This window comes from Haloplanus sp. (assembly GCF_028275055.1).
Lineage (GTDB): Archaea > Halobacteriota > Halobacteria > Halobacteriales > Haloferacaceae > Haloplanus.
In genome coordinates this window covers 42052-63666 of the sequence record NZ_JAQCNJ010000071.1, presented here as the reverse complement: position 1 = coordinate 63666, position 21615 = coordinate 42052, and the positions used below count along the sequence as shown (strand labels likewise).

Annotated in this window: 27 protein-coding genes; 16 read left to right on the top strand and 11 right to left on the bottom strand. The window is 66.1% G+C overall.

The window, feature by feature from the left end:
- Positions 1 to 5 precede the first annotated feature (5 nt).
- The 4 genes from Q0925_RS09360 to Q0925_RS09350 all read left to right on the top strand — a co-directional run bounded on the left by Q0925_RS09360 (position 6) and on the right by Q0925_RS09350 (position 2274).
- Positions 6 to 392 carry a DUF2073 domain-containing protein gene (locus tag Q0925_RS09360; protein ID WP_299334630.1) on the top strand — a complete coding sequence of 129 codons (387 nt, stop codon included), beginning with the start codon at positions 6 to 8 and terminating at the stop codon, positions 390 to 392.
- Positions 393 to 396: 4 nt separating this feature from the next.
- A complete protein-coding gene (locus Q0925_RS09355; protein ID WP_299334598.1) occupies positions 397 to 1044 on the top strand; it encodes an OapC/ArvC family zinc-ribbon domain-containing protein in 648 nt (215 codons plus the stop codon).
- A 346-nt stretch (positions 1045 to 1390) separates the two neighbouring features.
- Positions 1391 to 1480: a hypothetical protein gene (locus tag Q0925_RS12485; RefSeq protein ID WP_422653627.1), complete on the top strand. Its 90-nt coding sequence runs from the start codon at positions 1391 to 1393 to the stop codon at positions 1478 to 1480.
- On the top strand, positions 1480 to 2274 hold the full coding sequence (locus tag Q0925_RS09350; protein WP_299334595.1) for a DUF7089 family protein: 795 nt from the start codon (positions 1480 to 1482) through the stop codon (positions 2272 to 2274). The genes Q0925_RS12485 and Q0925_RS09350 overlap by 1 nt, the downstream gene beginning before the upstream one ends.
- Before the next feature lie 12 nt (positions 2275 to 2286).
- Here the strand turns inward: Q0925_RS09350 and Q0925_RS09345 are convergent, their stop codons facing one another.
- A complete protein-coding gene (locus tag Q0925_RS09345; protein ID WP_299334592.1) occupies positions 2287 to 2874 on the bottom strand; it encodes a DUF7090 family protein in 588 nt (195 codons plus the stop codon).
- 114 nt (positions 2875 to 2988) lie between these two features.
- Entirely contained in the window at positions 2989 to 3261 is a 273-nt protein-coding gene (locus tag Q0925_RS09340; protein ID WP_299334589.1) for a hypothetical protein, read from the bottom strand.
- A 140-nt stretch (positions 3262 to 3401) separates the two neighbouring features.
- Here Q0925_RS09340 and Q0925_RS09335 point away from each other — a divergent pair, with 140 nt between their 5' ends.
- Entirely contained in the window at positions 3402 to 5135 is a 1734-nt protein-coding gene (locus Q0925_RS09335; protein WP_299334586.1) for an excinuclease ABC subunit C, read from the top strand.
- A 95-nt stretch (positions 5136 to 5230) separates the two neighbouring features.
- Here Q0925_RS09335 and mdh read toward each other — a convergent pair whose 3' ends face one another.
- Complete coding sequence (gene mdh / locus Q0925_RS09330; RefSeq protein ID WP_299334583.1) at positions 5231 to 6145, bottom strand: malate dehydrogenase; 915 nt, start codon at positions 6143 to 6145, stop codon at positions 5231 to 5233.
- 140 nt (positions 6146 to 6285) lie between these two features.
- Here mdh and Q0925_RS09325 point away from each other — a divergent pair, with 140 nt between their 5' ends.
- Positions 6286 to 6933: an Sjogren's syndrome/scleroderma autoantigen 1 family protein gene (locus tag Q0925_RS09325; protein ID WP_299334580.1), complete on the top strand. Its 648-nt coding sequence runs from the start codon at positions 6286 to 6288 to the stop codon at positions 6931 to 6933.
- A gap of 40 nt (positions 6934 to 6973) precedes the next feature.
- Here Q0925_RS09325 and Q0925_RS09320 read toward each other — a convergent pair whose 3' ends face one another.
- The 3 genes from Q0925_RS09320 to Q0925_RS09310 form a co-directional block, all read right to left on the bottom strand.
- Entirely contained in the window at positions 6974 to 9394 is a 2421-nt protein-coding gene (locus Q0925_RS09320) for a DEAD/DEAH box helicase (RefSeq protein WP_299334578.1), read from the bottom strand.
- 117 nt (positions 9395 to 9511) lie between these two features.
- Complete coding sequence (locus tag Q0925_RS09315; protein ID WP_299334576.1) at positions 9512 to 9754, bottom strand: ferredoxin; 243 nt, start codon at positions 9752 to 9754, stop codon at positions 9512 to 9514.
- A gap of 66 nt (positions 9755 to 9820) precedes the next feature.
- Positions 9821 to 10507 (bottom strand): DUF5828 family protein, encoded by a 687-nt coding sequence (locus Q0925_RS09310; RefSeq protein WP_299334573.1) that lies wholly within the window; start codon positions 10505 to 10507, stop codon positions 9821 to 9823.
- A 215-nt stretch (positions 10508 to 10722) separates the two neighbouring features.
- On the opposite strand from Q0925_RS09310, the gene Q0925_RS09305 reads away from it, so the two are divergent.
- Together Q0925_RS09305 and upp are read left to right on the top strand one after the other, a co-directional pair.
- Positions 10723 to 11094 (top strand): cupin domain-containing protein, encoded by a 372-nt coding sequence (locus Q0925_RS09305; RefSeq protein WP_299334571.1) that lies wholly within the window; start codon positions 10723 to 10725, stop codon positions 11092 to 11094.
- A 257-nt stretch (positions 11095 to 11351) separates the two neighbouring features.
- Positions 11352 to 12029, top strand: a complete 678-nt coding sequence (upp, locus tag Q0925_RS09300; RefSeq protein ID WP_299334568.1) for a uracil phosphoribosyltransferase — start codon at positions 11352 to 11354, stop codon at positions 12027 to 12029.
- A 108-nt stretch (positions 12030 to 12137) separates the two neighbouring features.
- Here upp and Q0925_RS09295 read toward each other — a convergent pair whose 3' ends face one another.
- From Q0925_RS09295 to Q0925_RS09285, 3 genes are all read right to left on the bottom strand, one after another.
- Positions 12138 to 12743, bottom strand: coding sequence for an IMPACT family protein (locus Q0925_RS09295; protein WP_299334565.1), 606 nt, complete (start codon positions 12741 to 12743; stop codon positions 12138 to 12140).
- Position 12744: 1 nt separating this feature from the next.
- Positions 12745 to 13245 carry an amino acid-binding protein gene (locus tag Q0925_RS09290; RefSeq protein ID WP_299334628.1) on the bottom strand — a complete coding sequence of 167 codons (501 nt, stop codon included), beginning with the start codon at positions 13243 to 13245 and terminating at the stop codon, positions 12745 to 12747.
- Between the two features lie 118 nt (positions 13246 to 13363).
- Positions 13364 to 13525 (bottom strand): hypothetical protein, encoded by a 162-nt coding sequence (locus tag Q0925_RS09285; RefSeq protein ID WP_299334563.1) that lies wholly within the window; start codon positions 13523 to 13525, stop codon positions 13364 to 13366.
- 217 nt (positions 13526 to 13742) lie between these two features.
- On the opposite strand from Q0925_RS09285, the gene Q0925_RS09280 reads away from it, so the two are divergent.
- The 6 genes from Q0925_RS09280 (at position 13743) to Q0925_RS09255 (ending at position 18613) form a co-directional block, all read left to right on the top strand.
- On the top strand, positions 13743 to 14066 hold the full coding sequence (locus tag Q0925_RS09280; RefSeq protein WP_299334560.1) for a hypothetical protein: 324 nt from the start codon (positions 13743 to 13745) through the stop codon (positions 14064 to 14066).
- A 114-nt stretch (positions 14067 to 14180) separates the two neighbouring features.
- Positions 14181 to 15959 (top strand): nitrite/sulfite reductase, encoded by a 1779-nt coding sequence (locus Q0925_RS09275; protein WP_299334558.1) that lies wholly within the window; start codon positions 14181 to 14183, stop codon positions 15957 to 15959.
- Position 15960: 1 nt separating this feature from the next.
- Positions 15961 to 16245 carry a DUF6360 family protein gene (locus Q0925_RS09270; RefSeq protein WP_299334555.1) on the top strand — a complete coding sequence of 95 codons (285 nt, stop codon included), beginning with the start codon at positions 15961 to 15963 and terminating at the stop codon, positions 16243 to 16245.
- Between the two features lie 91 nt (positions 16246 to 16336).
- Positions 16337 to 17170 (top strand): uroporphyrinogen-III C-methyltransferase, encoded by an 834-nt coding sequence (gene cobA, locus Q0925_RS09265; RefSeq protein WP_299334552.1) that lies wholly within the window; start codon positions 16337 to 16339, stop codon positions 17168 to 17170.
- A complete protein-coding gene (locus tag Q0925_RS09260; RefSeq protein ID WP_299334549.1) occupies positions 17167 to 18240 on the top strand; it encodes an anthranilate phosphoribosyltransferase in 1074 nt (357 codons plus the stop codon). The genes cobA and Q0925_RS09260 overlap by 4 nt, the downstream gene beginning before the upstream one ends.
- Positions 18241 to 18277: 37 nt before the next feature.
- Entirely contained in the window at positions 18278 to 18613 is a 336-nt protein-coding gene (locus tag Q0925_RS09255; protein ID WP_299334547.1) for a ferredoxin, read from the top strand.
- Here Q0925_RS09255 and Q0925_RS09250 read toward each other — a convergent pair whose 3' ends face one another.
- Complete coding sequence (locus Q0925_RS09250; protein WP_299334544.1) at positions 18614 to 19261, bottom strand: precorrin-2 dehydrogenase/sirohydrochlorin ferrochelatase family protein; 648 nt, start codon at positions 19259 to 19261, stop codon at positions 18614 to 18616.
- A 79-nt stretch (positions 19262 to 19340) separates the two neighbouring features.
- Between Q0925_RS09250 and Q0925_RS09245 the strand changes: the two genes are divergently transcribed.
- A complete protein-coding gene (locus Q0925_RS09245; protein WP_299334541.1) occupies positions 19341 to 19529 on the top strand; it encodes a DUF7554 family protein in 189 nt (62 codons plus the stop codon).
- Positions 19530 to 19568: 39 nt separating this feature from the next.
- Entirely contained in the window at positions 19569 to 20090 is a 522-nt protein-coding gene (locus tag Q0925_RS09240; protein WP_299334538.1) for a 2'-5' RNA ligase family protein, read from the top strand.
- Here Q0925_RS09240 and Q0925_RS09235 read toward each other — a convergent pair.
- The gene (locus Q0925_RS09235) at positions 20087 to 21442 is read right to left on the bottom strand and encodes a cytochrome P450 (protein ID WP_299334536.1); all 1356 of its coding nucleotides are present in this window, start codon (positions 21440 to 21442) and stop codon (positions 20087 to 20089) included. The genes Q0925_RS09240 and Q0925_RS09235 overlap by 4 nt on opposite strands.
- Between the last annotated feature and the right edge of the window lie 173 nt (positions 21443 to 21615).

The window sequence follows — 21615 nt, the reverse complement described above, 5'->3', positions numbered from 1 at the left end:
TGGAGATGCCGGAAGCCACTCCCACCGACGACGACGGGGTTCAGATCGACCTCATCAGCGGCGCACGGATGGAGGAACTCGCGGGCATGGAGAAGATCCGACTCATTCTTGACGGTGTCCGCGAGGGCAACATCGTCATCCTTGAGGAGGGCCTCTCGCCCGACGAGGAGTCGAAACTCATCGAGGTGACGATGACCGAGATCAGCCCAGACGAGTTCAACGGAATCGAAATCGAAACCTACCCCCGATCGGAGACGGCGGACCGGAGTTTCCTCGACCGACTGATGGGACGCGAATCGACAAAGAAACTCACCGTCATCGGGCCGGCAAACCAGATCCAGACGCTCCACAAGGACGAGAACCTCATCAGCGCACTCGTCTCCCGGAAGTAGACCGATGCCCCACCAGTGTACGAACTGCGAACGCGTGTTCGCCGACGGCTCCAAGGAGATGCTTTCAGGCTGTCCCGACTGCGGGGGAAGCAAGTTCCAGTTCAAACCGGACTCGGCGACGGACACGGCGGCGTCCGACGACGACGACCGGGTCGGCACGGTGACCGCCTCCGATCCGCCCGACACCGCCTCGGACCCCATGCGGTCATCCGACGCCGATACGGCCGATCCGACCCCGACCGACGCCGCCGCCCCTACAACCACCTCTCCCCCGTCGTCCGCGGCCGACTCCGAGGGGGAGGTTATCGAGACCGAATCCGATCCGAACGTTCTCGACCCGACCGAAAACTCGGCGCAGGCGGACGCCCGACGGGACGTCGTCACCCGGGACGAACTCGATGACGTGTCCGACCCGCCTCAACGCTCCGACGATCCTGCCCGGACGATCCCTCCCGACACCGCCGCCTCGCCCGGGATCGACGACCTCCGGGAGGAACTGAACGACCAGTTCGAGAGCATCAAGATTCTTGAACCGGGACAGTACGAACTCAACCTGATGGAACTGTACGACCGACAGGAGTGTATCATTTCGCTGCAAGAGGACGGTCATTACGTCATCGAGGTCGCCGACGCGTGGCGTGACGACGCCTGACTCCTGCGCTCCGGTTCCACGCGCGATGCCGTCTCGACGACCGCCGGCGTCCTCTTTGTCCGGTTCCAGACGGTCGTCCGCCCCGTCCAAACACCGCAGTACGTTCCCCGGAGCCAGCCGATCATCCGCATCCCCCTGTTTCGTTTCCAGCTACCGAGAAACCACCGTCCACGAGCGATGAAAAACGATCATGCGTTCGAAATGAAACACAGGTGTCGAGCCGGTCGGCTCGACCGGGAGTCCCGAGACCCAACGGAACTCGGACCGAGACCCCAAGAGAAACGAAGCGGGGACGCGACCACACCGGGAGTGAAACCCTTATGCGACGGCATACCGAGAACCGAGTATGAGTCAAGCGACGAAAATCGTACTCGGAACGGTCAGCGTGTCGGCGGTCCTCGCGGCCGCTCTCCTCTTCGGGATCCTCTTAGGGTGATGTTCGAGCGACGGTCGCTTCCGGAGAGTCTCGATGTCGTCCGTGACCGCCACGCCCCGGACGCCATCGTTCTCGACGCGGACGCCGACTTCGAGACGCTTCCCCCCGCGACCGCCGAGGACCTCGGCCTTCTGGTCGACGCGCTCGATCCGACCACGTACCCCGCCGAGTGGGTCCCGGACGACGCACCGACCCTTCTCCACCGGTATGCGGGATCCGATTTCACCGTCGGCCTCCCGGGTGACGGGACGGTCATGTGGACCCGACAGACCGATCCCCCGACGGTCCTCGTCAAAGCGCGGGCCGAGGGGACACCCGACGACTTTCTCGAGTTTCTGATCGCCGAGGCCCTTCTCGAACTCGGCCTCGACGTTCCGGAGTCGTTTCTCGGCTTTTTTGCCGCCCGGTATCCCGACCTCGACGCGGCGGTCCCGCTTGATCCGGCATCGGTCTACCAGATCGGCGCCGCCCTCTACGTCGGCTGGGTCGGCTGCCAGACCCGGCCGATGTTCGCCGACTGGGCGGATGACCTTCCGAACCTCTACGAGGCGTGGGTCGACGCCGGCGACCGCCTCCGTGACCGTGTCGACGGTCTCCCCGGTGCGGTCGCTCGCGGCGAGACGGAGTTCGCTGACGCGACAGAACTCGCCTGTGCCGCCATCAAGCACGGCCTCGACGTTCCGACGCCGTTTGCGGCCCTGAACACGACGGCATACGTGGATCACGGCCCCGAGTACGCCGTGCGGTGGGCAACGACGACGTTCGACCGACTCGACCCCGAGGCCGAGGAGTGAGTTCTCGCCGTCTCACCCCTCGTCGAACTCGACTGTCAGGTTTTCGTCCACGTCCAGATCGAGCACGAGGTCGAACAGGCCTCGAAACCGCTCCAACACCGCCTCGTCGTGGACCTCCTTCGAGAGGTGGAACAGCCCTACGCCGTCGAACTCGTCCAACAGGCCGAGGATCCGCTCTGTCGCCTCGAACACCGCCTCGTCGTCGGCGTAGTACGCCATCTCGGTGAGGGAGTCGACGCTCACCCGCCGTTTCCCCCCGTGGTCTTCGAGAAACGTCCGCGTTTTGCTTACGACTCCCTCCAGGTCGTCGGGCGAGGCGACGTAGTGGACACGATCCGACGGTCGTCGGGAATATCCTCGTTCTACGGACAGCGTGTCCAGAATCTCCGCTTTCGACTCGTCGACGTCGTAATGTTCGAGTTTCTGTTCGACCTCACGAGCGGTGGTCCGCGTCGAGACGACAAAGAAATTGTCCGTGTCAGTCTTGAGAAAGTCGGTGTCGATCCGGTCGGTCTCGCCGATGCTCGGGTGGAGCAACAGGACGCCTGTCCCGCCGGTGATCGTCTCCGGCGCGTTGTCGATGGCGAGCGTGTAATCCATACCCGTTCCTCCGAGCGGACGGACTTAAGACTGCGGATGGGTGTCACCCGATCCCATCCGCGTGCCGGTGCCGATGCCGAGGTCGGTCCCCTCCCGGCCTCGGCTCCCCTCGATTTAGACGGGGTCGTCCGGGTCGTGGCGGTCGGCCATCCGTGACGCCTCCGCCGCGTACCGTTCGCGCAGGTCGGTGTCCTCGACGGGCGCGAGCGACCCCTCGTCGGCGTCGACGGCCGCCGTGACACCCCCCATCTGTTCGACCGCAACCGGTGCCCGCTCGATCCGCCGGACCGTCGTCCCATCGAGTGTCGCGTACGCGAGGACGATGAGGCCCTTGTCGTCGTAGGTCCGCTCGACGAGCCACAATCGCTCCGCTCCGTCGTCGCTCATGCCTCGGGCATCGCCGCCGCCGGTGTTATACCCTCGGCTTCGGCCGTCCCCGCTCCCCCCCCACCCGTCCTCGCTCGCAACCCTCATCGGCCGCCCCGACGCGTCACCCTCATAGCCGTCGGGGCGTTATTACCCTGCTGATGGACTCGACCGCGATCAAAGCGCGTGCCGCTGACCTTCCCCGGGAGCCGGGCGTCTACCTGTTCTACGAGGGTGACGGCGTGCGCTACGTCGGTAAGGCGGTTGACCTCCGAGACCGGGTTCGCTCATACGTCGACCCGCGTAGCGACCGAATCCGCCGGATGGTTGAGCGGGCCGACCGGATCGACGTGGCGGTCACCGACACCGAGACGCAGGCGTTACTGCTGGAGGCGAACCTGATCAAGCGCCACCAGCCCCGGTACAACGTCCGTCTGAAAGACGACAAGTCATATCCGTTGGTCCAACTCACCGACCACCCGGTGCCCCGCATCGAGGTGACCCGCGACCCCGATGAGGGCGCGACGGTGTTCGGCCCGTTTACCCGCATGGGGCGTGTCGAGACGGTTATCAAGGCGATCAGAGAAACGTACGGTCTCCGTGGCTGTTCGGATCACAAGTACCGTGGGCGCGACCGTCCCTGTCTCGACTACGAGATGGGGTTGTGTACCGCTCCCTGCACCGGCGAAATCGACGAGGCCACGTACACAGAGAACGCCGACGCGGCCGTTCGCTTCTTCGAGGGCGAGACGGGGGTCTTGGCCGACCCGATCCGCCGGGAGATGGAGGCCGCCGCACAGGCACAGTCGTTCGAACGCGCCGCCAACCTCAGGGACCGTCTCGACGCTGTCGAGTCGTTCCACGGATCCGGTGGCGACGCGGTTTCATCGCCGGCCGACGAGCGCACGGTCGACGTGCTCGGCGGGGCCATCGAGGGCGACCGCGCGACGGTCGCCCGCCTCCACAGTGAGCGCGGCCAACTCGTCGACCGCTCCCGACACCGCCTCAACGCACCCGAGGGCGAGGACCGAGCCGGAGCACTTCTCGCCGCGTTTATTCCACAGTACTACGCCGACCGTGACCTCCCCGACGCCGTACTGTGTTCGGAACAGCCCGCCGACCCCGACGTCGTCTCGTGGCTGGAAAACGAGGGTGTCGCCGTCCGTGTCCCCGGCGCGGGCCGCGAGGCGACACTGGTCGACCTCGCCCTGAAGAACGCACGCCGCCGGACGGGCGGTGACGACGAACTCGGCGCGTTGGCGGATGCACTTGGTCTCGATTCGATCGAGCGAATCGAAGGGTTCGACGTGAGCCACGCGGGCGGAACGGCGGTCGTCGGCAGCGACGTCTGCTTTGTCGACGGGAGCGCGGAGAAGGCGGCGTACCGCCGGAAGAAGCTCCCGGACCGTAACGACGACTACGCCAGCATGCGCGCGCTCGCTCGCTGGCGCGCCGAACGCGCCGTCGAGGGCCGTGACGACCGACCCGATCCGGATCTCCTGGTGATCGATGGCGGGGACGGCCAACTCGCGGCCGCCCGCGACGCCCTCGCCGAGACGGGATGGGACGTTCCGGTCGTGGCACTGGCGAAAGCCGAGGAACTGGTCGTCACGCCGGACGGCGTCCACGACTGGGACGACGACGCCCCCCATCTCCACGTTCTCCAACGGGTTCGCGACGAGGCACACCGCTTCGCTGCACAGTACCACGAAAGCCTCAGAGACGACGTGTCGACGGCACTCGACGACGTTCCCGGCGTGGGGTCCGAGACCCGAAAACGTCTCCTCCGACGGTTCGGCAGCGTCGAAAACGTTCGCTCGGCGTCGACGGCCGACCTGCGGGATGTCGATGGGGTCGGCGAAAAGACAATAGAAACGTTACAACGCCGGCTGTAAACGGCATCGAGCGGGTGGTGTCGGTTCGTGGCCGCCGCGGGGCGTGACACCGCGCCCCCGCGAACACCACCCGACCACAGAACCCGACACGGCGCTCAGTCGATCCGTTCGTACTGTTCGGAGAGTTTCGCCGCGGCCTCGTCCATCAGGTCGGTCTCGTAATCGTCGAGGTCCCACTCCACGATATCCTCGACCCCGTCGCTCCCGAGTCTGACCGGGACGCCAACGGCGGTATCGTCGTGGCCGTACTCACCGTCGAGAACGACACTACCGGGGAGCACCTCGCCCGTATCCCGGAGCACCGCCTCGACCATGTGGCCAACACCGGTCGCCGGCCCCCACTGCGTTGCGCCCTTGCGCTCGATAACGTCCATCGCGGACTCCTGAAGCGTGTCGAGGATCTCCTCGCGTTCGTCCGCCGAAAAGTCGGGGTCACGACCGTCGACACGGACCTTGGAGAAGACGGGGACCTGCGCGTCGCCGTGTTCCCCAAGGATCGTCGCCTCGACGTTCCGGACGGGGACGCCGAACCGTTCGCCGAGAACGTATCGGAAGCGGGCGGAGTCGAGACGCCCCCCGAACCCGATCACCGAGTGTCGGTTGCGGTCGCCGGTTTCGTAGAGATGCCGGTTCAGCAGGTCGACCGGGTTCGAGGTGGTGATCGACACGAAGTCGTCGTTGTACTCGGCGACCGAGGAGCCGATGTCCTCCATGATCGGCGCGTTGTCGCCCGCGAGGTCGATCCGGGTCTGTCCGGGTTGCCGCGGGATACCGGCCGTGATGACGACCACGTCCGACCCGGCCGTCGCCTCGTAGCCGCCCTGTCTGACGACCGTGTTCGAGTCGTAGGCGGTCCCGTGGTTCGTGTCCGCGGCCTCGCCGATGGTCTCGGACTCCTTGTCCGGGATGTCGACGAGAACGAGTTCGTCTGCGACCTCCCGCAACGCGATGTTGTACCCCGTCGCGGCCCCGACGGTCCCTGCCGCACCGATGACGCTCACTTTCGTCATATCGCATACAACTGGCTCGGGATTCCGATTAAACGCTTCGGAAGACCGGGCGACGACCACAGACCGGCCGCCACGGTCGGTCGTTCCCGTGGCGTCCCGTCCCCGTGGGGTTTTTCGACGTCGGTCGCCTCCCTCGATGTATGAGCGGGTTCGACAAGGAGGCCGAACGTGAACGCCTCCGGGAGAAGTACGAACGGGATCAGGAGAAGCGTGCCGCCACACAACGCATGAGCGAACTCCTACTGAAGGGCGCGACGATGACCAACAATCACTGTGACACCTGTGGCGACCCCATCTTCCGCCACGACGGGCAGGCGTTCTGTCCGACGTGCCAGGCTGAGGGTGACACCGTCGACGCGGCCACCACCGACACAGACACACAGACCGGGACCGACTCGGCCTCGGTTTCGGCCTCGGCTCCGACCGCCGAGGCGACAGACCACGAACCGGCCACCCCCGACGGTCCCACCCCCGATGCCGATGCCGATTCCGACGCCGACACCTCCCGCCGGGCCCCGTCGAACGTCGATGCCGAGCGGTCGCCCGTCCGGCCCGACGACGCTCGGGACCGCGTCCCCGTCGACGGGAACGGCGATGTGTCGGCGGCGCAGACCACCGACTCCCGTCCCGACGCAACCGTCGAGACGGCCCGCGGGTCACTTTCCCGGACGCTCGTTCGGTACGCCCGCGCCGCCGAGGACGCGGATGATCCCGCCCGGGCCGCGGAACTGCTCGGGGCCGCCCGCGAGGCGGCCGAGACGCTCGCAGCACTCGAACCTGTTCGTTGATCGAGATTCGACTCGCCGCTCACCGCTTACCGCTTACCCTTCACCGATAATCGCTACCCACCACGTTCCGGATCCGCTCCGCGGTCACCTCCCCGACCCCGTCGACCTCCATCAGATCCGCCTCGCGTGCGGTCATCACGGCCTCGACGGTCCCGAACTGTTCCAACAGGGACCGCGCGGTAACCGGCCCGATGTCCGCGATAGCGCCAACGACATACTCCTGTTGTTCGGCCAGCGTCTTCGAACTCTTCTCGCCGTGGACGCTGACCGCTCGGTCTTTCGTCGTCTGCTCGCGTCCTGCGATAACCGCGAGGAGGTCGGCGGTGTCGGCCTCCCCGTCGGTTCGGAGGACGCTCACCCCAAAGTCGACCGACAGTGATGCCAACGCCCCCCGAATCGCGTCGGGGTGGACGTTTCGCTCCTCGTAGAGACCGTCGCCCTCGAGAACGACGACCGGCCGGGCGTAGTGGCGCGTGAGGTCGCCGACCTGTTCGAACAACGAACGGTCACCCCCGGTGAGAGTATCGAGAAAGTCGGCGACGGATTTGCGCTCGACCGCCACCCGGTCGGAGACGACGTAGTCGCCCACCGCAAGCGTCTCCAGTCGTGTCTCGATCCCTTCTCTGGTCGAGAGGTCGCGCGCGATGGTCGAATCGAGTTCGCGTTGATCGACGACGATCTCGACCGCCTCCTCCTCGTCGGTGCCGGCGGTGGCGACGACCCCGTCACCGGCTCCGTCGTCGGCCTCGCCCGTCTCCGAATCGCCCCCGTCCCCCCCACCGAACGCCCCGAGTCCCGGCTGGGCCGCCGTCCCCCCGTCCGCCTCCGATTTCTCAGTGGCCACGGTTCCGGTCTCGTCCGCTTGGGCGCTGCCGTCGAACGAGTCCAGTGCGGTCTGTGAGTCGTCGAGGTCCGCCGCCACCTCGTCGGCGACCCCTTTTAGTTGCATCAGTTCGTTCTCCATCTCCCGCTCACGGCGGCGAGAGATCCAAAAGAATGCCTCGTCGCGGGTGTCTTCTGCCATGAGCACGACCACCCGACCCTCCTCCTGTCTCCCGGTCCGGCCCTTCCGCTGGATCGACCGGATCGCCGTCGGTACGGGTTCATAAAAGAGCACGAGGTCGACCTCCGGGACGTCCAGTCCCTCCTCGGCGACGGAGGTGGAAACCAGTACCTCGAACTCGCCGGCTCGGAAGGCGTCTAGCGTCTCGCTTTGCTCCGTCTGGGTCATCCCGTCCGACCCTTTCTTGTCGCTCTGTCCGACGAACCGCCGGACGTCGAAGCTCTCGCCCAGAAAGTCGGTGAGCGCCTCGGCCGTGTCGCGGGACTCGGTGAAAACGATAACGCGTTCCCCCCCGCCAATGCCGAGCGTCCGGGCCAACAACACGCGTGTCTGGCGAAACTTGGGGTGGAGGTCGTCGAACGACTCGGCGTTTCGCATCGCCTCGCGGACCGCCGGCTCCGCGATCAGTCGCTGACTCGCTTTTGACGCCCCAGAGGACCGGGCGGCGTTGCGTTGTCGCTCGAAGTACCGCCGGAGCGACTCCACCGACTGTGTCTCCGCGAGTTCGACCGCCCGCCGGAGTTTCATCACCTCCGCGTGGATCGACATCCCTTCGTATCCCTCCGACTGGTCGGCGTCGATGAGCTTTTGTAACTCTCCGCGCATCCGGTTGAGGTCGCGCTGGGAGAGGTCCGGGCTCGTTGCGTTGGTGACGCCGAGTTGTTTCAGTTGCTCCAAGCGATCCGTGATCACCTCGTTTATCCCGTCCCGGATCTCGATCACCTCGTCCGGCAGCGTCACCCGCTCCCACTCCACCTCGGTATCGTGGGTGTAGTCGGCTACGTCTGCGTCGTTTTCGGTCATCACGGTCACCTCCCCGAGACCGAGATTCTCACACACCGTCCGGATCGCCTCCTCGTCGCCGCCGGGCGAGGCGCTCATCGCCGTCACCAGCGGTTGCTCGGCGTCGGCGTGGTAGCGCTCCGCGATGTAGACGTACGCGTAGTCGCCGGTCGCGCGGTGGCACTCGTCGAAGGTGAGGTGTGTCACGTCGGCAAGCGAGATCCGGCCGCCGATCAGGTCGTTCTCGACGACCTGTGGCGTCGCGATGACGATCCGACTGTCCGCCCACAGATCGCCCCGGTCGTCCGGCCGCACGTCGCCGGTGAACACCGTGATTTCGTCGTCGGGGATCGTCAGCGCCTCGCGGTAGAAGTCGGCGTGTTGTTTGACCAGCGGTTTTGTCGGCGCGAGAAAGAGCGCCGTCCCGCCCGTCTCGTGGAGGCGGTCGGCGGTCACGAGCAGGCTTACCGTCGTCTTGCCCAGTCCCGTGGGGAGGCAGACGAGCGTGTGGTCGCCGCGTGCGGTGTCGGCGAGTCGCTGCTGGTACTCACGCCGCTCGATGAGTCCCGAGGTAAGCAACGGGTGGTCGACGTGGCCGCCGTCGGGAACCGACATCGGCTGTCTTTCGTCGTCGTCGTGGTTAAGGGTTGGCGAACCGCGGTGAAAGTAATAGCGTGTGCGTGTCCCGGCGTGCCAGGCGAGATTCGCCCCTTATCGATCGAGCTCCCGAACTCACACGATCTGCTCACCGTCGTCGTCGTAGAGGCGGATCGCATCGACGGGACAGGTCCGCGCGGCGAACTCGGCGTCCAGTTCGGCGTCCTCCGGTACCTCGCGAACGAACAGGTCGGGGTCCGTCTCCTCGCTCCCGGCAAAGTCCGCCTTCCCCTCGTCGCGGTTCTCCTCGAACGCCTCCCACTCCTCGACGCACTGGAACATCCCGATGCAGGTATCACGGTCGAACTCGACGTGCATACGCGACGTTGGACCGAGACGGGCATAGGTGTGGTGGATCGCCCGACCGATCCACGGTCGACGGTTTCAGTTCGTCGTTGACCCCGAACCGTCCCGTTCGGGGGGTGCTTCGACCCCTTCGACGGCCTCGGCGACCGACGTTTCCTTTTCGATGTCGACGTGCCAACGGTCGATGTCGTTCTCGTAGTCGGCGAGACGGTCGCTCACCGCCGTCTTGAGGTCATCGTCGTTAACGTTCACCTCGAAAATAAACTGGTCCTCGTCGCCCCCCCGGGTCGTCTTCTGGATGTTCGCGCTCACGAGCGCGTTATCGAAGTAGTATGGCGCAAGCTGAGTCATCACCTTCCGGTAGACGGTGCCCTCGACCGCCCGAAGCGCCTTCCGGCCCGCGGAGTCTGCCGCGCGGGCGACGTAGTTGATCGAGTCCTGCCACCGCTCGACGGCCTCACCGTTGTCACCTTCTTCGACGTGGTTGTACGACTCGGAGAGTTTTTCTCCGGCCGTCCGGAGATCCTCATCCGGCTCTTTGCCCGCTTTCTCACCTTCACCCTCGCCGACGCTTGCCTGTTCTGCGGTTTTTTGACTCACGTCCTCGCCGAGGCGTTCGTGGGATTTGGGCCGCCACTCGTCCCACTCCTCGAACGCCTCGCCCTCTGCGCCGGCGTCGCGGAGCGCCCGCGTGATGCGCTCCCCGTGTTCGACGATCTCTCCCCACGCGCCCCGGCGTTTGAATCCGGATACGCTCTCTTCCATCGCTCGTCAGTCTCCCATGGTGTTGCCGTATAAAAGGATTCCGTGCCGCTACCGACCGCTCCGCCGGATCGAACCGACCGAAGCAGCCGTTACACGGCCATACGTTCGCGTTCCGATTCGAGCCATCGTGCCCGTCGATACGGGTGGCGAGCGATTAAAACTTACCGCCGATGACGACGGCTGGATTTTTATCCGCCCGCCGATTCGGGGTTCGCATGGGCTATCACGTCGTCGACACGGACGAGGTCGATCCGGACCCCGACCGCCCCTGCATGCGCCGTTCGTTGTCGGAGGTGGCCGGTATCTCGGAGATGGCGATCAACCGCTACACGGCAGAACCGGGCGAGGAACTCCCACTCGCGTATCACTACCACGACGAACAGGAGGAGGCCTTTTATGTCCTTTCCGGAACGCTCCACGTCGACACGCCGGAGGGAACCCTCAAAGCGGGCCCCGATACGCTGCTCACGGTCGAACCGGACAACCCACAGTTCGCGTACAATCCCGAGGACGCCGCCGACACCGTCGACGTTGTCGCCATCGGCGCGCCGGCCGTCGACGGCGACGTCCACGTCTACGAACCGTAGCCACTCCTCATGACCGAGTGAACGACCGTCCGACGCCGTTCGAAACACCCGTGGGTGTGGCCGATGCCCTCGGCCCGACAACACCGCGACCGACACGGGGTGGGCACACGCGCCGAGATGGGGGTTTCCACGCTCCGTGGGTCGTGGGGCGAGCGCTGTCGGTCCCCGATATCGCCCCAATCCACACCGGTGTGACCTCCCTCACCACGCGGTCCCGCGTCAGTCGTTTTAAGTTGTCTCCGGTCGGTTCACCGACGATGACGATAGAGGACCGCGACGAGGCACACCTCGTCACCCACGCACTCGCAAAGGACACGTTGTCGAAGATCCGGGATGTCGACACCGAACAGGTGGCGTTTCGGAAGGGACTGGTGAAACTCGGCCGCATCTGTGGCTACGAGATCATCGACGGCGCGATGGACACCGAGTACGTCGCCCTCGAGACGCCGCTGGCCGAGACGACCGGCGAACGGGTGCGGGGACTCGACAACGTTGTCATCATCAACGTTCTCCGGGCGGCGACGCCGTTCGTCGAGGGCCTGTTGAAAGCGTTCCCGCGCGCAAAGCAGGGCGTCATCAGCGCCGGCCGCGACGAGGCGGCCGGCATGAACGAGTCGGGTGAGTTTCCCATCACCGTCGACTACGTGAAACTCCCGGAAATCGGCTCGGACGACACCGTCATCGTCGCCGATCCGATGCTCGCCACCGGGTCGACGATGTGTGCCGTTCTCGGGCACGTTCTCGAGGAGGCGACCGGCTTCGAGAACCTGTTTGTCCTCTCGGCGGTCAGCGCGCCGGACGGTCTCCTCCGGGTCTCCGAGACCGTCCCCGAGGCGGACCTCCTGACCGTCGCCATCGACGACCACCTCGACGACGACGGGTTTATCGTTCCCGGCCTCGGCGACGCCGGCGACCGCGCCTTCCGAACGACCTGACCCCCTCATTTCCGGTCGAGAACCGCCAAACGGCGAGGCGATGTTCTCCCTCTGAACCGCTACCGAAGCCGACCCCGGTAGCGCTCCGGAGCACTCGGTAGACGGCCGTTACGACAGGTCGACCCGTCCGCTCGTTGCGCTCCGGAGGCGGTCCCGAAGCGCGTCGGCCTCGCCGACCGGCACCCGCACGTCGAAGGCAGCCCGCGTCTCGTAAGCCGCCTCGAACGCGACGCCCTCGCTTTCCAAAATGCTTCGGACCGTTCCCGAGTCGTCGTAGTCGACGGTGACGGTCACGCGTTCGTGGGGTCGCTTCTCGACGACACCTGCGTCCTCGACGGCGTCGCTCACACCTCTGGCGTACGCCCGTGCCAACCCCCCGACACCGAGGTTGACGCCGCCGTAGTACCGGGTCACCACCGCGACGACGTGTTCGATATCACGCTGGACGAGAACGTTGAGCGCCGGATCTCCCGCCGATCCCGTGGGTTCGCCGTCGTCGCTCGCCCACTCGCGGAGCATCTCGCCGCCGGTCGCCGGGACGCGGTAGGCCGGGACGTTGTGTGTCGCGTCGGCGTACGCCTCCCGCACTTCGTCGACGAACGCCTCCGCCGTCTCGACGGAGCCGGCAGGCGCGACGTGACCGATAAACTCCGACCCCTTCACCTCGAACTCGGCCTGCCCGCGCGCCGGAACCGTCCGGTACGTGTCGACCATCTCAGAACTCGACCCGGCGGACGTACGGGAGATCACGGACCTCGACGAGAAGCTCTCCCGGCAGGGTGGCGTCCGTGATGACGTAGAGTTTGGGGTCGTCGACAAACTCGGGGTCCTCGCTGATCACCTGCCGGATGGAGATGTCGTGGTCGGCGACGGCCGCGGTCACGTCGGCGACGATACCGGACTCGGTCTCGTCGTCGACCCAGATCGTCAGCACGGTCAGATCGAGAACAGGTGCCAGATCCATCAGGCTCGGGATCGCCGTGATATTCTGGAAGATCCGTCGAAGCTGTGGGTCATCGAGAATGACGTTTGTCGTTGAGTCGACCACCCGTCGGTCGACATCGATCTCGCGGGCGATCCCCGTGTTGGGGATTTCGATGCCACCGGAGACGACCCGCCCCTCGTCGTTGACAGAAAAGCCCCGCTCGAGCAGCAGCCGAATCACGGCCTGTTGGCTCGGGCTCCCCTTGAACTTCTCCATGATCTCGTCGAACATTCCTCGTCGGCCGTTGACCGGGACGCCCCATATACTCTCGGCTCCTTGCCGCCCGACGGTCGCGTCGCTCATCTTCGCTCGGGTCGGTGTCCGGTCGTGAAAAGCCGTAACTCCGGTTTCAGTCCTGTTCCGCGCCGTCGCGGGTTTCGCTCAGATGCTCCCAGATCTCCGTACAGCCTGCACCGGCCTCGACATCGGAGAGGTGGTTTCGCTCCTCGGCGGCGTCCCGGTCGGTGTCCGCGTCCGACGACCCCGTCACGGTCTCGCTGTTCTCGCTCATCGAACACTCGTACACCGTGTGTACGTATAATACCGTGTGCCGGCGTAATCGCTACCCATTCTCCAACATTGAGGCGGGGATTTCCGGTACCACCGACACCTCGATTCGGGTAAATCGACCGGGGGCGACCGATTAGGGGGGCCACCGCCGCCCGTGACGGGCGGCAATCGTCGCCCACGGCGACGGCCTTAGAACGGTCGGGGCCCAACCGACGACAGTGACCACCGACGTTCACCAGCTCGACGACGGGGCCTGGGTCAGTGTCAACGACTCCCGCGAGGTGAACGTGAGCGACCTCTGGCGGCTTGCAACGCACGATTTCTGTTCCTGCCGCCTCGCGGACTTTCTCGCAGAAGGGTTCGTCGAGGTTGGTGCCGACGGCGCGAACGTCGAGGCACGGATCGCAGGCCGGTGTATCCAGTGTGGCGAGGAAGGCGTCACCGACTGGCTGACGCTCGGTCGCGTCGATCCGAGAACCGACGAGTTCAGACCCGTAGTCCCCGAAAGCGTCCACCTTTCTCGCCGTCGGACGCGTTCCTGACGGATGAGCTGAGTCTCCGACATAGCAGCAATATTTGTCTGCTCCCCGGAGAGGCGGGAAGGTTCCGGGTGGGACCGACGGTATATATGTTCGGATCCATTCCGTGTTAGTATCATGCCATCCAAAGTCGAGCGCTGGAAAGACGAAACCTACGGAATGGAGATACGCGACCATCTCCTCCGATTCGCGGAGGAGGGCTGGGAGGCGATCCCCGAGGACGAACACGACGCCTGGTTCGAGCGGTTCAAATGGTGGGGCCTGTACCACCAGCGGAAGGGTCAAGAGAGCTACTTCATGATGCGAATCGGGACGCCGATGGGCCGGATGACGCCGGACCAGCTCCGGACCGTCGGCGAGGTGGCCCGCGACTACGCCACCGGCCCCGTCGACAACCCCGAGTTCGGGTCGGCGTACGCCGACTTCACCACCCGGCAGTCGATCCAACTCCACTGGATCAAAGTCGAGGATATCCCGGACATCTGGGACGAACTCGAGTCGGCCGGTCTGTCGACGATTCAGGCGTGTGGCGACTCGTGGCGCAACATCGTCGGCTCGCCCGTCGCCGGCCGCGACGCCGACGAACTCATCGACGTCTGGCCGGTCGTTCAGGAACTCCACGAGACGTTCAAAGGCAACGACCTCTACGCCAACCTGCCCCGGAAGTGGAAGGTCGCGATGACCGGCGACCGCCGTGGCTCCGGTCAGGGCGATATCAACGACCTCGCCTTCGAACCCGCGATCAAAGAGATCGACGGCGAGGAGGTCGAGGGGTTCAACGTCAACGTCGGCGGCGGCCTCTCCCGCAAGGAGCCCCGCTTCGCCCGCGATATCGACGTCTTTTGCCGGCCCGAGAACGCCGCGGACGTGGCCGCCGGGATGTCCGCGTTGTTCCGTGACTACGGCGACCGAGACGACCGCTTCAACGCCCGAATCAAGTTCCTCGTCGACGAGTGGGGCCCGGAGAAGGTCCGCTCGGTCCTGCAGGAGGAGTATATCGACTACGAACTCCCGACCGCCGGGGAGGGGCTTCGCGACGAGTACGACTACAACGCCGGCCGCTCGGACGCCCACGGCGACTACGTCGGCGTCCACGACCAGAGCGACGGCCAGAACTTCGTTGGCCTTTATGTCACCGTCGGTCGGATGGGCGCCGACGACGTGATCGAACTCGCGGACCTCGCAGAGTCGTACGGCTCCGAGATGATCGGGCTCACCCAGCGTCAGAACGTTATCGTCGGCGACATCGCCGACGAGGATCTGGACGACTTCCTCGGCGAGGACCTCCTCGACGAACACTCGCCCGACCCACATCCGTTCATGCGTGGTTCCATCGCGTGTACCGGAACCGAGTACTGCTCGCTCTCGATCGTCGAGACGAAAAACCGGATGGTCCGGTACGGCCGGTGGCTCCGGAACAACGTCGAACTGCCCGAGGGCGTCGACGACTTCCATATCCACCTCTCGGGTTGTACCGCCTCCTGTGCACAGCCCCAGATCGCAGACATCAGCCTCCGCGGCATGAAAACGCGCAAGAACGGCGACGCGGTCGAGGCGTTCGATGTCGGCCTCGGCGGCGGCCTCGGCGAGAATCCGACCTTTGCCGACTGGGTGAAGATGCGCGTCCCCGCCGACGAGGTCCCTGGCTACATCGCCAACCTGCTTGCGGCCTTCGAGGCGGAACGTGACGGCCCAGAGCAGTCCTTCCGCGACTTCGTCGCCGAACGCGACGAGGACGAACTCGCTGCCCTCGCCGACGGCGAGGAGACGAGCTACGAGGACCCCTACCTCGGCAACACGAAGCTGACGTGGTATCCGTACGCCGAGAACACCGACATGGGTGCCTCGCCCGCGCCGACGGACCCCAACGATCAGCCGCTCCCATCGGACGACTAGCATGGCCGACCGCGTGATGAAGGTCAACGCCTTCACGACGTTTGACCTTCTCGACGGGAGCGTAGAGGGACACGGCTTCGAGGAGGAGGCCTTCGCCACGTTGAACGTGCGGACCCCCCGGAAGGATCCCGACGAGGTCACACTGGAACTCGAACTCGACAACACGCAACTGCATAACGTTCCCGCCCACGCGGACCGCGCCACCCTCTCGGCCGACGAGGCACGCACCCTCGCGACCGAACTACAAAAGGCGGCGGAGCGCGTGGACGGAACCGAGGACACATGACCGACCGGACGAACACGCTTGTCTCGGCGCCGGTCGACGCGACCCACACGCCGCACGAACCGGTACCGAACCACCCCGACACCCCTCAACGATGAGTACTACGACCACCGGCACGGTGTATCTCGTCGGAGCCGGCCCGGGCGACCCCGAACTCATGACGGTAAAGGCCCGCCGGCTTCTCGACGAGGCGGACGTCGTTCTCCACGACTCGCTCGTGGGCGACGGCGTGATCGAATCGATTTCTGACTCCACCCGCGTCGAACACGTGGGCAAACGCGCAGACGGTGAGCGGACACCACAGGCGGAGATCAACGACCACCTCGTCCGCGAGGCACGGGCTGGTCACGACGTGGTCCGCCTGAAGGGCGGCGATCCGACCATCTTCGCCCGCGGCGGCGAGGAGGCCGAACACCTCGCACGCCACGGCGTCCCCTTCGAGGTGGTGCCCGGTGTCACCAGCGCTATCGCCGCGCCCGGTGTCGCCGGCATCCCCCCAACCCACCGCGACCACGCCTCGACGCTCGCGGTGGTCACCGGCCACGAGGATCCGACCAAAGCCGACAGCGCCCTCGACTGGGGGGCACTCTCCGACCTCGTCGCCGCCGGCGGGACGCTGGTGATTCTGATGGGTGTTGGCCGCCTGCCCGACAACGCCGCAACCCTCCGTGAGGAGGGTGTCGATCCCGAAACACCCGTCGCCATGGTTGAGCGGGCGACCCTCCCCGACGAGCGAACCGTGACGGGCACCCTCGATACCATCGTCGACCGCGTCGACGAGGCCGGCATCGATCCCCCTGCAGTCACCGTCGTCGGGGGGGTCGTCGACGTCCGTGAGACGGTCGCACACTGCCTCGGCGAAACCGACGCGGCGACCGACGGTTCTCCGCCGTCCGGCGTTGAGGTCGTGGAGGTGAACCGACAATGAGCGACGCCGATACCGATATCCAAGCCGGGGAGTCGTGGCCGCTGAAACGCCTGATGACCGAAGTGGTCGGTTCCGGAACGAAATCCGCAGAGGACATGACCCGCGTCCAAGCCGGGGAAGCGATGACGCGGATTCTCGACGGTGACCCCGATCCGACGACGCTCGGGGCGTTCTGGCTCGCCAACCGTTGGAAGCACAACACGCCGGAGGAACTCGCCGCCTTTGTCGACGAGATGTGCGGGCGCGTCGAGTACGCGACCCCCGACGCCGACCCCGTCGACTGCGGCGCCAACTACGACGGCAAGGGTCGGACGGCAATCCTCGGTCTCGCGGCCGGTGTCGTCGCGGCCGCCGCGGGCACGCCCGTCGTCGCCCACTCCGGCGACCGCGTCCCCACGCAGAAACAGGACGCGTACAAACACGTTCTCGACGAACTCGGCGTGGCGACCGAACTCTCGCCCCGTGACTCCGCGGACATGGTCGACGAGACGGGCTTTGGCTTCTACTACCAGCCGGCGTTTAACGCCGTTGTCGACGACCTGTTCGACCGCCGGGATCGGATGGGCGTCCGCACGTTCGTCAACACGGTCGAGACGCTCGCAAACCCCGCGGGCGCGAGCGTCCACCTCGGCTCCTTCTACCACCTCGCCTTCGCGAAAAAGGTCGTCGAGACGTTCGAGCGAAGCGAGTTCCACGACTTAGACCGGGTCGTTATGTTTCAAGGAATGGAGGGGTACGACGACATTCGGCCCGGCTACACGAAGGTTGCGGACTGGTCGGCCTCGGGCGAGTTCGACGATTACGAGATAGAGACGGCCAGCTACGGCATGGATTTCGAGGAGGCGGATCTGGGGGTCGACGACGTGGCCGTAGACAGCGCCCGCCTCACCCGCGAGGTTCTTGCTGGCGACCGGGACGACCACTGGCGCGACGCCATCGCGCTCAACGCCGCAGTCCGGATCCACGCCGGCGGCGACGCCGACTCGCTTGACTCTGGGCTTGACGCCGCGCGCGCCGCCATCGACAACGGTTCCGCCGCGGCCGTTCTCGACGACCTGCGGGCGTTCTGACCCACCCGTTTAACAGCCTCCCTCGACTACCACACTCATGAGCGACGACGGTATCCGGCCAAGCGACGTTGGCGGCGACGACGCCCCGCCAGTCGAGACCAAACCGTACAAGATCATCTTCGAGGCAAGCGGCTGTATCGGCACCGGGAAATGCGCGGAGGTGTCCCCGAACTGGGACCTTTCTCTCGACACCGGGCTGGCACGCCCCCGGACCTACTACGTCGGCGAGGAGGAGTTGTCCCACAACGTCCGTGCCGCCGAGGTCTGCCCGGCCAAAAAGGGGCGGGGAGTTATCCACGTGATCGACCGCCGGACCGACGAGGAGATCGCCCCCGACCCCGAGGGCGACGGTACGTTGAGCGTCGACTGGTGATCAGCCGTCGAGTGTGTCGGCGACGATCCGGTCGGCGACCTCACGAACCCGCCGTTCGTCGCCGGTTTCCCGTGCGACCGCCCACACGGTGTCGGCCTCGGCGACGGCGCGGACGGCCTCACGACGACGCGTCGGGTCGATCGACCGCGTTTTGAGTGCCGCCCGCAGGTCGGCGACGACCGTCGCCACCGCCCCTGCACCCTTTATGCTCGATTCGAGTTCCCGGCGTAACCGCCGGCTCACGGCGGGACTGGTTCCGCCCGTGGTGACGGCGACGCCCACGGGGTCGTCCCGCACGGTCGCGGGGACGACGACGCTCCCTCGCTCCCGCCCGCCGCTCCGGTCCGCGCGGTTGACGAGAACGCCCGCCTCCCTTGCCGCCCGTCCGACCGCGGCGTTGAGGTCGTCGTCGTCGGTGGCGGCGACGACGAGTGCGGGGTCTGTGGCCTCGATCCATCCCGACACGTCCGCCGGGTCGGGCGCGGCGCGGACGAACTCGCTCTCGCCGAACGCCTCGTCAGCGAACACCGGGCTGACGACGACGACCCGTGCCTCCTCCGCAAAACGCCGCGCCTTCCGTGCGCCGACGGGCCCGCCGCCAAAGATCAGCACTACCTCGCCGTCGAAGTCGTGAACCAGCGGGATCACGGTTTCTTCTGGGTGCCGGCGATCAAAAGTCGCCCGGACGGCCGCTACCCTTTTATCGGGACCGTTCCCACCTCCGGCCATGACCCGCGCCTCCCTCGACGTGGAGTCGCTGTTGAAGATCGTTCTCGTTCTGGTGGTGATCTGGATCGCCCTCGAGATCGTCGAGGAACTTTTCGACATCCTCTTTGGCCTGCTCGGGCTGCTTCGCCCGGTCATCGGCCTGTTGATCGTCGTCCTCATCGTTCTCTGGCTGTCCGACCGAATCTGAGCCCACAATCCTCTTTTCGGCGCCGCCGCATCCTCCGACGTGTACAGTCTCAACGTCCCGGTCCCGGGTCGCGTCGACCGCCTCGCCGCCGACCTGTTGTCCGACCTGACCCCCTTCGACCGGATCCGGGACCGCCACACCCTCGTCTGCAAGCGGTTCGAGGCCGAGGCGGACGAGTACCACCACCTCCGGGAGCGACTCCGGGGCGCGCTTTCACCGGCGCCGGCGTTCGAGGCGTCGGTGACCGGGATCGGCGCCTTCGAGACGCCTCCGCACGGTCCGGGACCGGTCGTCTACCTCGCCGTCGAAAGCCCCGGACTCGCCGACCTGCACCGCCGGCTGGTTGAGGCGTTCGGCGTTGTCGACGACGAGTTGGAGGGCGAGGCGTACGTCCCTCACGTCACCCTCGCCCGCGGCGGCGACGCCGCGGCGGTCGGCGATGCCATCGACCGCCTCCACGCAAAGAACCTCGATTCCGTGACGTGGACGGTGTCGGAACTCGACCTCTGGAGCCGCGCCCGGCGCGAGGCGGGGTGGACCGTCTCGTTGCCCCGGCCCTAGCTCCGTTGCTCGACCCGCATCGGCATCCCGCCCTCGGGGTGCATCGTCAGCGACCCCCGAAGGTCGAACGGTCGGTCGCGGTCGTACCGCAGGCGGAACTCCTGCCCGACGACCCCGAGGATGAGTTTCGCCTCCAACAACGAGAACTGCCGTCCGATGCAGGCCCGTGGCCCACCGCCGAACGGGAAATGGGCAAATCGTGGACGGTCGGCGGCACGGCCGCGTTCCCAGCGGTCGGGATCGAACGTCTCGGGGTCGTCCCACCACCGGGGTGACCGGTGGACGGCCCACTGGGGACACATCACGGCGGACCCTGCGGGAACCCGGTAGCCTCCGAGTTTCACGTCTACCGTCGGCTCGCGGAAGATGACGTACACCGGCGGATAGAGCCGCATCGTTTCCTGCAGTACCTTATCGAGGTAGCCCAGTTCGCGGGTGTCGGCAAACGTCGGCGGGCCGTCGAGAACGACGTCGAGTTCCTCATGAACGCGGCGTTCGACCGCCCGGTGCTCCGAGAGCAGGTAACTGGCGTAGGTAAGCGTCAGCGCCGTCGTGTCGTGGCCTGCGAGCAACATCGTCATCACCTCGTCGCGGATCTGCTCGTCGGTCTGGTTACCGCGGTTCTGAGCGCGCAACAACGCCGACAGCAGGTCCATCGGCGGGTCGTCGTCGTCCGCGTGTCCCTCGGTCCCTCGCCGCTCCGCGACGATATCCGCGACCACGTCCTCCAGTTGCCCGACTGCGTCCTCGTAGGCACGGTTCTCTTGGGTCGGGAGCCAGTCCGGCGTGACAAAGCGGAGCGGATCCGGTTCGAACCGTGCGCCGAGCGGTTCGAGGGTCTCCTGGATCGTCCGAACCCGCGTTTCGGAGAGATCGATACCGAGCATGGCGTCGGCGATGATCCGCACCGTCAGCCGCGCCATCTCGATTTCGAGATCGATCCGCTCGCCGTCCTTCCACTCGGCGACCGCCTCGGTCGCGTGCCGGCTCATCGTCTCGGCGATACCGGAGAGCCGTGACATGTTGAACGACGGGTTCGCGATCTCGCGCTGGTTCCGCCACGTCTCCCCCTCGCTCAGGAGGAGGCCGTCGCCGAGGAGGCGACCGAGCGCATCGTCCTGAAACTCCGGCTTCTGGAACTTCTCGTGGTCGCCAACCAGCACCCGTTCGATTTCGTTCGGATCGGTGAGAACGTACGTCTCCATCGGCCCGAGATCAACCCGCGCCACGTCACCGTACGCCGCCTCACAGGCGGTCAAAAAACCGAACGGATCCTTCGCGTACTGCCTGCTATTGCCGAACAACGGCTCCCCGCTTGGACCGGGTGGCCGCGACCGTGGCTTCTGGGGCATCGCGGGTCGTTAGGATGGCAGCGACATAAACGCGTGGCCGGTCCCGATGGTTATTCCGAAAACGAGCGTCCGATGCCGATGTCTACGCCCGTGGTGTCTCGGTTCCCGGGACCCGCCACGCCTCCCGCCACATCGCGGTGCCTGTCTCGTCCGGGTTCGTCGAGACGCCAGCC